Below are 14243 nucleotides of genomic sequence, written 5' to 3' on the forward strand. Positions count from 1 at the left end.
CCGGCAGAATCTGTTTATTTTTATTTCCTTTTGCTTTGTTTTCTCAAACTTCACAAAAGAAATAAAAAAATCCTATAAAAAGATTGCTCTTTTTATAGGACGTAATCTACGCGGTACCACCTAATTTTACCTTAGTGAAAAGGCCTCGAACGTTGTAACGGCCGTCACCGCCGCTTGCTTACTCGGGTATTCAGCAAGGGCAACTCAAAGGCGAGTTCAAAAGCATCCGTGCACATTCTCACCAGCCATGCGCTCTCTGAAACTTCAGTCTTTTTACTACTTCCTTTTCAAGTGTTGTCATATTTAAGTAGCCTTATAGTAACAAATATTTTTGTGGAATTCAATCGTTATTTCTTCGAACAGCTATTTTATTTAGCTACAATCAACGTTTGACCTGGATAAATAAAGTTGTTCTTAATATTGTTCCATTCGATTAGTTGAGCCATTGTAATTCCATGACTGTCAGCAACACTCCAAACAGATTCTCCAGATTTCACAGTATAGGTTTTCGAACCAGTAACTGATTGTTGGTTTGTTGATTGAGATGAACCTTTCTTCACAATCACTTGCTGTCCTGGATAGATGAAATTATTTTTGATATTATTCCATTCGATTAACTGATCCATCGTGATATGATGTTTGTTCGCTACGCTCCAAACTGACTCGCCCGCTTTCACGGTATACATCGTATTACCAGTGGATGATGTACTTGTCGTAGCAGACGTATTCGGTGTATTTGGTTTCGCTGCAGAAGTAGTTGAACCTGTATTTGTATTTGCCGAAGTTCCACCTTTAACGATCAATTGCTGTCCTGGATAAATGAAGTTGTTTTTGATATTATTCCATTCGATTAACTGATCCATCGTGATGCCGTTTTTATTTGCCACGCTCCAAACAGATTCACCTGCTTTCACGGTATAAGTGCCTTGAGACGAACTGCTGCCAGTATTAACTGAACTGCTGTTATTTGTATTGGTTGACGAACCTGTATTACCTGACGTGCTGTTTGTTGATCCACTGTTTGAAACAGTCAGTTGTTGTCCTGGGTAGATAAAGTTATTTTGGATATTGTTCCATTGGATTAGCTGAGCCATCGTAATTCCGTATTTATTTGAGACGCTCCAAACAGAGTCTCCGGCTTTAACTGTATATTTCGTTCCTGAAGCTGTATTAGAAGAACTTGAGCTGGACGAACTAGAGCCACTTGTATTCCCAGTATTTGAGCCAGTATTTGCTCCAGCATTAGAAGAACCGCCATTTGATACGATTAGCTGTTGTCCTGGATAAACGAAATTGTTCTTGATATTGTTCCATTCAATCAATTGAGCCATCGTAATTCCGTGATCATTTGAGATCTTCCAAACAGAATCACCAGATTGAACAGTGTATTTCGCACCAGTTGTTTGTCCTCCGTTTGATGTACCAGCATTTCCTGAAGAATTGGTATTGTTACCGGAATTATTCGTCGAAGAGCCATTTTCCTGGCTACCTTTGATTGTCAGTTTTTGTCCTGGATAAATGAAATTGTTTTGGATGTTGTTCCATTGGATCAATTGATCCATTGTGATACCGAATTTATTTGAGATTCCCCAAACAGAATCACCAGATTGGACAGTATAAGTGGTCGAAGTTGCTGAACCTGAGTTTGTATTACCAGAATTGCTTGAACCGCCAGTACTACCTGCACTTCCAGTATTATTGCCACCTGTAGTCGCTCCACCGCCTGCGTTTCCGCTAGCTGGTGTATCATATTGGGTCAATCCGTAAGTTGCGATGATATTATTTAATTTGCCTGCGTAACCAGGATCAGTCGCATAACGCCCTGTCAAACAAGCTGTCGCATCTGTATAGGATTTCGTGTTGCTCTTCCAAGTACCGGCATAGTAATAACCGTTGCCAAATGAAGTATTTCTAAGTACATAGGCATTGTCATTGAAAGATTCAGCAAAAGAAGGATATTGTCGGAAAGGCTCCTTTTTATTTACCCATTGATTATTTAAAAATTCAAGCGTATCCATGTAGACGGTTTGTCCTTGATAGCTGCCTTTTATCCCAAAAAGATTATAATAAGGTGCTTGAGATAACGCACTACTGCCCCAACCGCTTTCTACAACTGCTTGTGCGATCATCACTGATGCATATAGATCGTTGGCTTGAGCGATTGGTTGAGCATAAGTAGCAATTTCTGTGATAAATGCCGCTGTATTGATTCTTGCGCCGAACTGAACAGGTGTTTCATCCGCTTGAACAGGAACCGGCTGTACTAATGGGGCAGCGACAGAACAGCCTACCATCGCAGTTCCCACGATTGCTGCCCCTCGTTTTGCTTTTCGAAAACGTTTGGTCTGTTCTAAACGTCTCCGTTCTTTTCTTGCAATGTTTTCCATCTTCTATCCTCCAACTTCAATTTATCTATTATTAATAATTATAACTTCTCTTAATATTTATTAAAAGTTATTTAAGAGCTTTGTTGTTTTTTGTAATCATATTGTAATTTACCGTAATGAACAACTTCTGTTCATTTTCAAGTTCTTCCTACGTCTACGTTCTTGTTTAAAAGGATTTCGAAAAACACTGATTTTATTTCCCTAACATTTCATTTGCATTACCAAAAAATGTCTTTCCGATTACAGTTATTTTTTTTATAAGAATATTGGTTATTCAAAGAGGAATCATACATTGGTTTTATCTCTTTACCGTTTTTTTCGCTGGACCAAAAATGCTATAATAAGTCATTGCTTCAAAGGAGGAATTGTATGAAATATAAAACATCATTTCAGGTGGCTGGTAGCTTCTTTCTTGTCCTGTTTTTCATTTTGGGCTGGATCGTAAAGTTCCATCTGTCGTGGCTTTCTGGTTTCGATCAGTGGTTTACAGGCATTGTCAGAGCTTCTTATCCTGATCTGAACAGCTACCAACTCTTTATGACTAAATTCGGTAATCCTCTTACCGTCATCATTTTATTTGCTTGTGCGGCTTTATGGATGTGGTATAAGAAAAAAAGGGCAGAAACATTTTGGTTCGTTTCTGGATTTATTGTAATTGCTGGAATCATCAACCCGGTGATCAAACTATTTTTCATGCGAGAGCGTCCTTCATTGGCGCACTTAGTAGTTGAAACAAGTTACAGTTTCCCTAGTGGACATGCAGCAGGCAGTATGATTCTTTACGGTTCTTTACTATTTCTGCTTCCAGCTTTTGTTCAAAAAAGAACCTTACGCACATTGCTTCAATTGCTGATGATGTTTATTATAGTAAGTGTCGGGATAAGCCGCATTTATCTGGGCGTTCATTTTCCTACTGATATCATCGGCGGTTACTTACTCAGTCTTTCTTGGCTGTGCCTGACTTATCCAGTGTATAGAGAAAAAAGAAAACAAATAGATAACTCTTACAGAAAGAAGGACTTTTAATGACTTTTCCTTATTCAGAAGGAAATAAAAGATATCATTCTTGGAATTACGCTTTACGAAATGAGTTTGGCGGGAAAATTTTCAAGGTGCCGATCGATGGAGGATTTGACTGTCCGAATCGAGATGGGACTGTTGCCCATGGCGGTTGTACTTTTTGCAGTGTATCTGGTTCGGGAGACATGATCGTTGCACCTGAAGACCCTCTTCCAATCCAATTCCAGAAAGAAATCGACATGATGCATCAAAAATGGCCTCATGTCCAACAATACATCGTTTATTTCCAAAATTTTACAAACACCCATGCGCCAGTTGAAATAATCAAAGAACGATTTGAGCAAGTAGTCAATTTACCAGGTGTCGTAGGATTATCAGTCGGTACACGACCGGATTGTCTGCCAGATGAAGTAGTTGATTACCTTGCTGAACTGAACGAGCGGATGTATTTATGGGTAGAACTTGGATTGCAAACAACTTTTGAAGAAACTTCAAAACTGATCAACCGAGCACATGATTATCAAACTTATTTAGATGGCGTGGCTAAATTACGCAAACATAATATCCGTGTTTGTACGCATTTGATCAACGGATTACCAGGCGAAAGTTTAGAAATGATGAAAGAAAATGTCAGACGCACCATTTTAGATTCAGATATCCAAGGAATCAAGCTCCATTTGATGCATCTGATGCGCAAAACGAGAATGTTGCGGGACTATCATGAAGGTCGCCTTCAATTAATGAGCCGTCCTGACTATGTCAATGTCATTTGCGACCAGCTGGAAATGATACCAAAAGAGATCATCATCCATCGTTTGACAGGGGATGCGCCGTGGGATTCCTTGATTGGACCAATGTGGAGCTTGAAAAAATGGGAAGTCTTGAATGCAATTGATGAAGAACTTCTTCGCAGAGATAGCTTCCAAGGAAAATATGATGTACGGAAAAAGGTGAGCGTCTGATGTTGCAAACTGCTTTGCATTTCAGCCATACATTACTGCAAGAAATCTTGCAACCAGGGGATCACGTCGTAGATGCAACGATGGGCAATGGCCACGATACGGTTTTTCTAGCAGAACACATCGGAAAAACTGGTCATGTCTATAGTTTTGATATCCAGCAACAAGCAATCGATGCTACTCGTGAAAGGCTAGAACAGCGTCAGTTAGAAGAACGTGTCTCATTGTTTCTACAAGGCCACGAAACGTTAGGAGAAGTGATAGCTGAACAACAAAATCTCAAAGCAGGGATTTTCAATCTAGGGTATCTCCCAAAAAGTGATAAAGCAATCATCACTATGCCAGAGACTACACGCACAGCTATGGAAGAAATATTGAAACGACTTGTGCCTCGCGGACGATTGATCCTTGTCGTCTACTATGGTCATGAAGGTGGAGAAAAAGAACTGGATATGGTTGATTCTTTTTGTTCCAAACTGCCACAGGAAACATATAATGTGCTGAATTATCGGTTTATCAACCAAAAGAACCAGCCGCCTATTTTATATTGTATTGAGAAAAAAAGATAAATAAAAAACGCAAAACATAAATGATATGTTTTGCGTTTTTTTCTCTAATACTCAGGTTAGAGCGTTGATTTCATAACCTCTTTATTCACGGTGCTCAAAAGCTTATATCTGCGGTAATAAGTCCAACCAAATCAAAAACATGAGAAGCTGTTTTTGATTGGCTGTTCTTATTACTTGATGCAGGACAGCTTTTTCACAACCTCTTTATTCAAATACAAATTGATTATGATAAAGTTCCGCATAAAATCCATTTTCTGCTAATAACTCGTGATGACTGCCTTCTTCAATGACTTCCCCATCACGCAAGACAACGATTCTATCTGCATTCAAGATTGTTTTCAGCCGGTGAGCAATCACAAAGCTGGTTCTTCCTTTGATTGCTTCATCCATTGCTTTTTGGATCCTTGCTTCTGTTACCGTGTCTACATTACTTGTTGCTTCATCCAAAATCAATAAAGATGGATTTGTGATGATCGTTCGAGCAATACTGATCAACTGCTTTTGACCTGTACTGAATAAGTTATTTTCTTCGGATATCTCTGTATCATAACCTTTTTCTAACGTCATGATGAAGTCATGAATATTCGCTTGTTTTGCTGCATTGATGACTTCTTCATCTGAAGCGTCCGGTTTGCCGAATGTGATATTGTCTTTGATCGTTCCGGAGAACAATACAGATTCTTGCAAAACGATTCCTACATGTCTACGTAATGCATCAAGATCATAATCTCGGATATCTATTCCATCGATGACTACTGAACCATCATTGACATCGTAAAAACGGTTTAGCAGATTCATGATCGTCGTTTTCCCCGATCCTGTTGGACCAACAAGAGCAACCATTTCTCCTTTGTCCACATTGATCGAGACATCTTTCAAGACTAGTTTTTCTGGAGAATAACCAAAATCTACGTGCTGCAACGCAAGACCTTTTTCAACACCATCAAATGCTTTACAGTTTTCTGGTTTGACTTCATCTTTTTCATCAAATATTTCATTCAATCGTCTTGCCCCTGTAATCGCTAATTGGATCATGCTGTATCCAGATGAAATCTGCATCAGTGGTTGGTAATATTGTTGTGAATACTGGACGAATGTCACAACTAAGCCTAATGCCACCGAACGTTCCAAATCACCATTTAATGCTAACCAGCCGCCGAAAAAGATAACTATCGCTGTATTGACCAGTGACATTCCTTGCATCATCGGAAATAGTAGACCAGAATAAGCTTGTCCTTTGAAGGTTGCTTCGCGAACACTTTGATTATGCTCTAAGAATCCTTCAATCGTTTCTTCTTGTAAGCCATTTGTGATGATGACACGTTGTCCGCTGATTTTTTCATCCATATAACCATTTAGTTTCCCCACTTCATCTTGCTGAAGATCCACATATTTCCGTGCTTTGCGGATAATCAAGACAGCTATCAAAACGGCTACTGGAGTGGAAGCAATTGTAGCCCAAGCTAACTCTACATTTTGGCGGAACATCATGATCAAGATCCCGACAAGTAAAACAGCATTCGTGATGACTTGAAGCAAAGCTTGGTTCAAACTATTTTGAATATTATCTAAGTCACTGGTAAAACGACTTAAAATTTCACCGTCTTGATGAGAATCAAAGAAACGGATCGTCAATTTTTCCAATTTGTTGAATAGACCGATACGCATTCGGTTCGTTGACTTCCCTACTACTTGTGTGAACAAAATACTATAGATAAAGTTGGCTGCACTAGCTAGTACATAAAACAGCAAGAGTTTCCATATTACAGAAACAAATTTGCTTTTATCGTCTACGCCTTGCATCAAGCCTCCTACGTAATTAGCTAATTCTTGAAAAGCTTCCCCGATGTATTGAGGTGCCTTTACTTGTAGATAGGTAGCAATGATCACTGTGATAAAGATAAAGAAAAAGGAGAGTTTGTACCGCTTCAAATAGTGATAGAAAAATTTACTTGCTTTTATTAGATCAGTCATACTTACTCCTCCGTTCCTTTTTGAGTTTCAAAGATTTCCTGATAGACACGGTTTCCAGCTACCAATTCCTCATGGGTTCCTTCGCCGACTAATCTGCCTTCATCCAATACTAAGATGCGGTCTGCTTTGACAACAGAAGCAATTTTTTGTGCGATGACAATCGTCGTTGTTCCCTTCAAATCTCGATCGAGTGCTTCTCGGACCAGCTTTTCAGAGCGAGCATCCAGTGCACTCGTACTGTCATCTAGGATCAAGATCTTTGGATTACCGATAACGCCACGAGTAATGGATAAACGTTGCTTTTGACCACCAGAAAAGTTACTGCTACGTTCTTCTATTGGTGCTTCGTAACGATCAGATAACTTTTCGATGAATTCTTTTGCTTGAGCAATAGAAGAAGCATGTTCCATCTCTTTTTCTGTTGCATTCTTTTTCCCTTGGCGCAAGTTTTGAGCAATCGTTCCTGAGAATAAAATTGCTTTTTGCAAAACAAAGGAAACCGTTTGTCTTAAACTCTTTTCATTTACTTGACGAAGATCTACACCACCTACTTCAACTTTGCCTTCTGTCGGATCAAATAGACGAGGGATCAATTGTGCTAGTGTTGACTTCCCGGCACCAGTCGCCCCGACGATACCAACCATTTCTCCAGGTTTGATAGAAAAGCTGATATCTTTAAGCGTATCTGTATCCTCACCAGGATAACGAAAAGAAACATGGTCAAAAGTGACAGAACCCGTCAACTCTTGTTCTGGAACGTCTAAATAAGTAAGATCTGGTTCAGCATCTAAAATTTCCGCAATCCGCTTCAGCGATACGGCTGCTCTTGAAGTCATCATCATCATCATTCCGCCAATAATGATTGCCATCATAATCTGCATCAAGTAGTTCATGAATGAAGCAATTCCACCAATTAACGTAGGATCATCTTTAACAAGATCGCTCACAAAAAAGATCGCCCCAACCACAGCCAAATTGGCAGCCAGCATGAAGGACGGGATCATCACAGAAAATAATGTACCGACTATGATGTTGTGTTTTGTTAAGTCCTCACTTACTTTGCTGAATGACTTCAATTGGTTTTCTTCTTGTACAAAAGATTTCACTACACGAATCCCTAGTAAGTTTTCTTTTGCAATGCTATTCACACGATCAATCAGTTTTTGAATGATCATGAAGTGCTTGCCCATCCTTGTAAATGAAAGTGCCGTAATCAGAAATACCGTAACGATAAGCGCTACGATGATCCACCATAATTGCGGCATCGTGATCATAGCTAAAATGAAGGCACCAATAAATAAGAATGGAATTCGAAAAAGTGATTGCAAAGAAATCATCACTAAATTTTGGATTTGCGTGATATCATTTGTTAGACGAACAACAAGATTTCCAGCAGAGAACTGTTCGATATTTCCAAATGAAAATGTCTGGATCTTTCGAAATGCTTCTTCTCGGATATCTGCACTTACGCCTTGAGCTACTTTTGCAGAGAAAATCGTGTTCGTTACACCTGCGGCTAATCCTAGCAAAGCCAGACTGATCAGGTAAATACCAATTGTTTTCATTTCATCATTATCTTCTGTAATAATAGCTTCCAATACTTGCTGTAGTAACTTAGGTTGCCATAATGCTGCTGCAACCATGACTGCTACGGACAGCAAGGAAATAAAAACAGCTACTTTATATTTTTTCGCATGTCGTAAGATTAATTTCATTCGTTGATTACACCCCTTTGTTTAAATTGACAGGACTAATTTAACACTGTAAAATTAGACCGACTAACAATTTACCATGTTTAAAAAGATAATGCAATACACGAGGTTGATAAAATGGAAATAAAGCTTTCTCAAGCAATCATCATTCAGGCCGCCTTTGATATCCTGGCTGAAACACAAGCTCTTTCGCAGCTTTCCATGCGAAACATCGCAAACAGAATTCATGTTCAAGCACCTGCTTTATATTGGTATTTCAAAAACAAACAACAGCTCTTGCAAATAATGGCTGAAACAATGGAAGAAGAATTAGCGCTTCCAGATCCAACTTTGCCTTGGAATGAACAGTTGCTGCAGTATATGGAAAATTACTATGACCTTTATACACGTTTCCCTTGTGGGGCAGAATTAGAAATCAATACTGTGCCCGCTTTTCCGAGTCGATTAGAACATTTGGAGCAAATGATCCAATTACTTGTTCGTGAAGGATTTTCAGTCACCCAAAGTCATCAGGCCATTGCCTCTCTCCACAATTTATTGATTGGACAGTTAATGGATCAGCAGCATGAACAGCAGCTTCGACAAAAAATTATGGACGGAAATGAATTTTTGAAAGAAACAGTTCTATTTATGCGTAATTATGTAGTTGAAAATCAATTAGAGGGATTTAAAGAAAGTATGCAGTCCCATGCAGAATTGAATGAAAAAGCACTCTTTCTAACGAGTGCACAAACCTATATTGAAGGCTTATGCCAACAAAATAAAAGAAGAGAAAACGAGCAGTAAAAAAGCTCCTATAGAGATCACTATGTTTGTGATCTCTATAGGAGCTATCTTTTTAAGACTCTTTTTTTATTTTTCTTCCATTAGCCACGCCAATGCACGTTGAATCCATTGGTCCCAGAAGATCCAGTTATGATCGCCAGGTCCTTGTTCAAAGGTGACCGCCAAGCCTTGTTCCTGCATAGCAGATACCATTTCCTGATTTGCCTGATAAAGAAAATCAGATTCCCCACAAGCCATATAAAATCTTGGAACTGGTTTTCCGCTTTTTACTAGTTCTTTCAATAAGTATTGCGGATCATTTTTTGAACCTTCGATTTGATCCAATGGTCCAAAGATCCCTTCCCAAAAAGATGCTTTACGAACCATCAAAAGATCATCCATTCGATTTCCTACAGAAACAGCGCCTGAAAGAGAGATTACTGCTGCGAAATTTTCTGATTTTGCAAGGCCTAGTTTTAACGCGCCATATCCGCCCATCGATAATCCAGCGGCATATGTTTTTTCTCTTTTTCTTGTTAATTGCGGGAATAATTCATGACAAATCTCAGGTAGCTCTTCTGCAATGAATGTCCAATACTTCATGTCATAAACTGTATCTGTGTACCAGCCAAGATCAGTAGATGGCATGATGACAGCTAATCCGTAGTTTGCTACATAACGTTCAATCGACGTACGTCTTTCCCATACACTATGATTGCCACCCATTCCATGAAGTAAATATAAAACAGGTATATCCGTTGTCTCTTGCTCTGAACTGGTGCCAATCACCTTTTTTGTTGTTTGCGGTAGTATCACATTTAGATTGACTTCCATTTCTAACACATTCGAATAAATATTTGCTTGAATAAATGCCATATTTTCGCCTTCCTTAGTAAGAAGTTATTTTTGAATAACTTTAAATTTGAATGATTCGGCTACGTACATATCTTAACCGAAACTACTGTTTTATTTTACCACTTTTTTCATGAACGAAAAGCGTTAAGACCAAAGCAATGATCACGAGTAACAAGCCAACTAGATAAACGGAATGTAACCCATCATAAAGAATTTTTCTTAATGGTAACAAAATATCCGCATCAATATATTTAGCCGTTTGTGGATTCACCAGTTTATTCATGATATCTGCATCATTTGTTAAATTTGCTGCTGCAAGTTCTCGTTTAGTTACCCCATTTATCAATAAACCAAAAATAGAAACCATGACTGTTTGACCAATTGTTCGAACTAACGTATTAAAAGAAGTTGCTACACCAAGCTGGTCACGAGATACACTATTTTGTGCACTGACAGTCGAGGTAGTCATGGTCACACCTAAGCCTATACCGATGACCGTTGATATAGCAAAAAACCATAAATAGTTACTTCTGAAAGGCATAAGATACAACCAAGCGCCCCCAATAGCTGCGATTAGTAGTCCAATTCTCAAGACCCAATGAGTTTTCATTTGAGTCATCCACTTGCTTGCAAGGAAAGAACCGACCATCCAGACTAGTGATAATGGTGCTAATACCAGCCCACCAATTGCTGCATTCAGCCCTAATACACCTTGCATCCACATAGGGATATAAACATCGATTCCCATCAAAAAACCACTAGCCAATGCTGCAGCCAAGTTGACCACAACAAATAGTGGATTTTTGAATAAATGCATCATGATGACAGGATCTTTAGCTCTTTTTTCGGCAAAAACAAAAATACCTAACATTACGATACTACCTAGCAGCAAAGCAGAAACAAGCGGACTCATTCCTTCGTCTCCTAATAATTGGAACCCTAACAGCAATGAGACAAGCATGGCCATCAAACTAAAACTACCAAAAATATCCATTGGTTTAGACTCATGTATGATTTTTGGTTCATTTAAATATAGCCAAATCAAAATAATTAATAGAATTCCGATCGGCACATTGATAAAAAAGATCCAGTGCCAGCTGATCGTTTCAACGATGAATCCTCCCGCAAGCGGTCCAAAAACACTGGCAATCCCCCAGGCTGAACTATTCAAACCTAAAACTTTTGCTCGCTTTTCAATAGAATAAAGATCGCCGATGATCGTCAAAGCTACTGGCATCATTGCCCCAGCACCCATCCCTTGAATCGCACGAGCAGCAATCAACCCAATCATGCTTTGAGATAAACCGCAAAATAACGAACCGATAATAAACAATAATGTCCCAAAAATAAAGATTGGTTTCCGTCCCACTTTATCCGCAAGTTTTCCGTAAATCGGAGTAAGCATAGCGTTTGTCAGCAAATAAATCGAAAATACCCAGTTCATGATTTCCATTCCATGTAATGAACCGACAATCGTTGGCATAGCGGTTGTTACGATTGTACCTTCAATAGCCGTCATGAACGTTGCAATGAAAATACTCACTGTGACCAAAGTAACATTTGTTTCTTTTTTCATCTTATTCCTCCCTTTCATTATGACAGGATCTAAAAATAGATAAATAATTACTATCTTTTTCAAGAGGTTAACTGCCATAAAAAAAGCTGGAACAACCACCACTTGGCGATCGTTCCAGCTGAATATAACTTATTTTGCTAAACTTGCTTTCAACGCATCTACTTTGTCCGTATGTTCCCAAGGCAAATCTACATCTGTACGACCAAAATGACCGTAAGCAGCTGTTTGTTTGTAAATCGGACGACGCAAATCAAGCATCTCGATGATTCCTGCTGGCCGAAGATCGAAGTTTTCTCTCACTGCAGCAATCAGTTCTTCTTCCGGAACCGTTCCAGTACCGAAAGTATTGATTGAGATCGAAACAGGTTGAGCAACACCAATCGCATAAGCTAGCTGTACTTCTGCTTTGCGAGCAAGCCCTGCTGCAACAATGTTTTTAGCAATATAACGTGCAGCATAGCTGGCAGAACGGTCAACTTTTGTCGCATCTTTACCAGAAAAAGCACCGCCACCATGACGAGCATAACCGCCATACGTATCAACAATGATTTTTCTTCCTGTTAATCCGGCATCCCCTTGAGGACCACCAATGACAAATCGGCCAGTCGGATTGATATAATATTTCGTTTGATCATCTAATAATTCAGCTGGAATAACTTCCTTCACTACTTTTTCGATGACATCATGACGAATTGTTTCATTATCTACTGCATCATCATGCTGTGTTGAAATAACGATTGTATCTACGCGTTCCGGTTGTCCTTGATCATCATATTCAACCGTTACTTGAGATTTTGCATCTGGACGTAAATACGTTAATTCATTTGATTTACGCAAATCTGCCAAGCGTCGTACCAGACGATGACTCAAAGCGATTGGTAAAGGCATCAATTCTGGTGTTTCATCTACAGCAAACCCAAACATTAAACCTTGGTCACCAGCACCAATCTCATCTAATACGTCTTTTTTATCTTCATCCCGGATCTCAAGTGCTTCATCAACTCCTTGAGCAATATCAGGAGATTGTTCATCAATTGCAACCAATACAGCTGCTGTATCTCCATCAAATCCGAATTTTGCACGTGTATAACCAATTTCTTTTATTGTTTCCCGTACGACTTTTTGAATATCTACATATGCCGTCGTAGATATTTCTCCAAATACTAAAACAAGACCAGTTGTTACAGACGTTTCACACGCTACTCGTGCTGTTGGATCTTGTTTTAAAATTGCATCCAAGATTGCATCACTGATTTGGTCAGCAATTTTATCTGGATGTCCTTCAGAAACAGATTCTGATGTAAATAAGTGTCTTTCTACCATTATAATGATTCCCCCTAGTTAAATTCGGTTACAAGGCATCTCCGTCCTGCGGATCCTTTCGGGAACTTGCAACGAACCAAGTATAGCAGATAAAACAGTTTTCTGCTCGTATTTTTTCATTTTTTTGCTTAAAAAATATAAAAATATTTTACATTAGAACTGTCCAAAAAAGCTTAGCACAATCATCCATAAAGATAACTCTGCTAAGCTTTTTAAAATCATTCTTTCAGATAAAAAGAAAAAGATACTCAAAAAGTATCTTCCATGACCCGTACGGGATTCGAACCCGTGTTACCGCCGTGAAAGGGCGGTGTCTTAACCGCTTGACCAACGGGCCAATAAAATAAATGGGCCTAAATGGACTCGAACCATCGACCTCACGCTTATCAGGCGTGCGCTCTAACCAGCTGAGCTATAGGCCCATAAAAACTAAAAGCGGGTGACGAGAATCGAACTCGCGACAACAGCTTGGAAGGCTGTGGTTTTACCACTAAACTACACCCGCATAATGGCGCGGGACAGAATCGAACTGCCGACACATGGAGCTTCAATCCATTGCTCTACCAACTGAGCTACCGAGCCAAACGGTTCCGACGGGAATCGAACCCGCGATCTCCTGCGTGACAGGCAGGCATGTTAACCCCTACACCACGGAACCAATGTTTTTAGTTTTTAATTGCGGGAGCAGGATTTGAACCTACGACCTTCGGGTTATGAGCCCGACGAGCTACCAGACTGCTCCATCCCGCGATAATATGAAAAAGGAGGATAAGGGATTCGAACCCTTGCACGGTTTTACCCGCCTGACGGTTTTCAAGACCGTTCCCTTCAGCCGGACTTGGGTAATCCTCCATGTAAAACTATATTAAATTAATGACCCGTACGGGATTCGAACCCGTGTTACCGCCGTGAAAGGGCGGTGTCTTAACCGCTTGACCAACGGGCCAGGTAAAACAAAATATTGAAACGGAGAAGGAGGGATTTGAACCCTCGCGCCGGTTTCCCGACCTACACCCTTAGCAGGGGCGCCTCTTCAGCCACTTGAGTACTTCCCCAAAACCAATAAGATTTTGTACTAATGGGCCTAAATGGACTCGAACCAT

At 39.6% G+C, this 14243-nt stretch carries 10 protein-coding genes, 10 tRNA genes, 1 riboswitch and 1 other annotated feature (1 of these 22 only partly in view); of the genes, 4 read left to right on the forward strand and 16 right to left on the reverse strand.

All coding sequences use genetic code 11. From position 1 onward, the window contains the following. Positions 1 to 92 precede the first annotated feature (92 nt). Positions 93 to 299: a binding site (T-box leader), on the reverse strand. 69 nt (positions 300 to 368) lie between these two features. Further along, positions 369 to 2387: a LysM peptidoglycan-binding domain-containing protein gene (locus ACIFUW_RS12460; RefSeq protein WP_002301403.1), complete on the reverse strand. Its 2019-nt coding sequence runs from the start codon at positions 2385 to 2387 to the stop codon at positions 369 to 371. Between the two features lie 369 nt (positions 2388 to 2756). Between ACIFUW_RS12460 and ACIFUW_RS12465 the strand changes: the two genes are divergently transcribed. From ACIFUW_RS12465 to ACIFUW_RS12475, 3 genes are read left to right on the forward strand one after another with little or no spacing between them, the layout of a single operon-like run. Next, positions 2757 to 3413, forward strand: coding sequence for a phosphatase PAP2 family protein (locus tag ACIFUW_RS12465; RefSeq protein ID WP_002285911.1), 657 nt, complete (start codon positions 2757 to 2759; stop codon positions 3411 to 3413). Beyond that, on the forward strand, positions 3413 to 4369 hold the full coding sequence (locus ACIFUW_RS12470; RefSeq protein ID WP_002285909.1) for a TIGR01212 family radical SAM protein: 957 nt from the start codon (positions 3413 to 3415) through the stop codon (positions 4367 to 4369). Before ACIFUW_RS12465 ends, ACIFUW_RS12470 begins: the two co-directional genes overlap by 1 nt. After that, on the forward strand, positions 4369 to 4935 hold the full coding sequence (locus ACIFUW_RS12475; RefSeq protein WP_002285906.1) for a class I SAM-dependent methyltransferase: 567 nt from the start codon (positions 4369 to 4371) through the stop codon (positions 4933 to 4935). The genes ACIFUW_RS12470 and ACIFUW_RS12475 overlap by 1 nt, the downstream gene beginning before the upstream one ends. 204 nt (positions 4936 to 5139) lie before the next feature. On the opposite strand, the gene ACIFUW_RS12480 is transcribed toward ACIFUW_RS12475, so the two are convergent. Next, entirely contained in the window at positions 5140 to 6909 is a 1770-nt protein-coding gene (locus ACIFUW_RS12480; RefSeq protein WP_002303072.1) for an ABC transporter ATP-binding protein, read from the reverse strand. A gap of 2 nt (positions 6910 to 6911) precedes the next feature. Then, positions 6912 to 8624, reverse strand: a complete 1713-nt coding sequence (locus ACIFUW_RS12485; protein ID WP_002285883.1) for an ABC transporter ATP-binding protein — start codon at positions 8622 to 8624, stop codon at positions 6912 to 6914. Positions 8625 to 8738: 114 nt separating this feature from the next. On the opposite strand from ACIFUW_RS12485, the gene ACIFUW_RS12490 reads away from it, so the two are divergent. Next, positions 8739 to 9407 carry a TetR/AcrR family transcriptional regulator C-terminal domain-containing protein gene (locus ACIFUW_RS12490; protein ID WP_002303070.1) on the forward strand — a complete coding sequence of 223 codons (669 nt, stop codon included), beginning with the start codon at positions 8739 to 8741 and terminating at the stop codon, positions 9405 to 9407. 66 nt (positions 9408 to 9473) lie between these two features. On the opposite strand, the gene ACIFUW_RS12495 is transcribed toward ACIFUW_RS12490, so the two are convergent. The 13 genes from ACIFUW_RS12495 to ACIFUW_RS12555 form a co-directional block, all read right to left on the reverse strand. Next, entirely contained in the window at positions 9474 to 10262 is a 789-nt protein-coding gene (locus ACIFUW_RS12495) for an alpha/beta hydrolase (protein ID WP_002295567.1), read from the reverse strand. 82 nt (positions 10263 to 10344) lie between these two features. Next, entirely contained in the window at positions 10345 to 11817 is a 1473-nt protein-coding gene (locus tag ACIFUW_RS12500; protein WP_002295566.1) for an MDR family MFS transporter, read from the reverse strand. Between the two features lie 129 nt (positions 11818 to 11946). After that, positions 11947 to 13140 (reverse strand): methionine adenosyltransferase, encoded by a 1194-nt coding sequence (metK, locus tag ACIFUW_RS12505; protein ID WP_002289731.1) that lies wholly within the window; start codon positions 13138 to 13140, stop codon positions 11947 to 11949. Then, a riboswitch (SMK box riboswitch) is annotated at positions 13138 to 13217 on the reverse strand. (Overlaps the previous gene by 3 nt.) 188 nt (positions 13218 to 13405) lie before the next feature. Then, positions 13406 to 13477 (reverse strand) — tRNA-Glu (locus ACIFUW_RS12510). Positions 13478 to 13488: 11 nt separating this feature from the next. Then, a tRNA-Ile gene (locus ACIFUW_RS12515) sits at positions 13489 to 13562 on the reverse strand. Positions 13563 to 13574: 12 nt separating this feature from the next. After that, a tRNA-Gly gene (locus tag ACIFUW_RS12520) sits at positions 13575 to 13645 on the reverse strand. Positions 13646 to 13649: 4 nt separating this feature from the next. Further along, positions 13650 to 13722 (reverse strand) — tRNA-Phe (locus tag ACIFUW_RS12525). Between the two features lie 3 nt (positions 13723 to 13725). Further along, positions 13726 to 13798: transfer RNA gene (locus ACIFUW_RS12530), tRNA-Asp, on the reverse strand. Between the two features lie 18 nt (positions 13799 to 13816). After that, positions 13817 to 13890, reverse strand: a tRNA-Met gene (locus ACIFUW_RS12535). A gap of 12 nt (positions 13891 to 13902) precedes the next feature. Then, positions 13903 to 13992 (reverse strand) — tRNA-Ser (locus tag ACIFUW_RS12540). Between the two features lie 22 nt (positions 13993 to 14014). Then, positions 14015 to 14086 (reverse strand) — tRNA-Glu (locus ACIFUW_RS12545). A 21-nt stretch (positions 14087 to 14107) separates the two neighbouring features. Continuing rightward, positions 14108 to 14195: transfer RNA gene (locus ACIFUW_RS12550), tRNA-Ser, on the reverse strand. Positions 14196 to 14219: 24 nt separating this feature from the next. Next, positions 14220 to 14243 (reverse strand) — tRNA-Ile (locus tag ACIFUW_RS12555) (it continues 50 nt past the right edge of the window).

Source organism: Enterococcus sp. PLH-Efm8, from assembly GCF_053011625.1.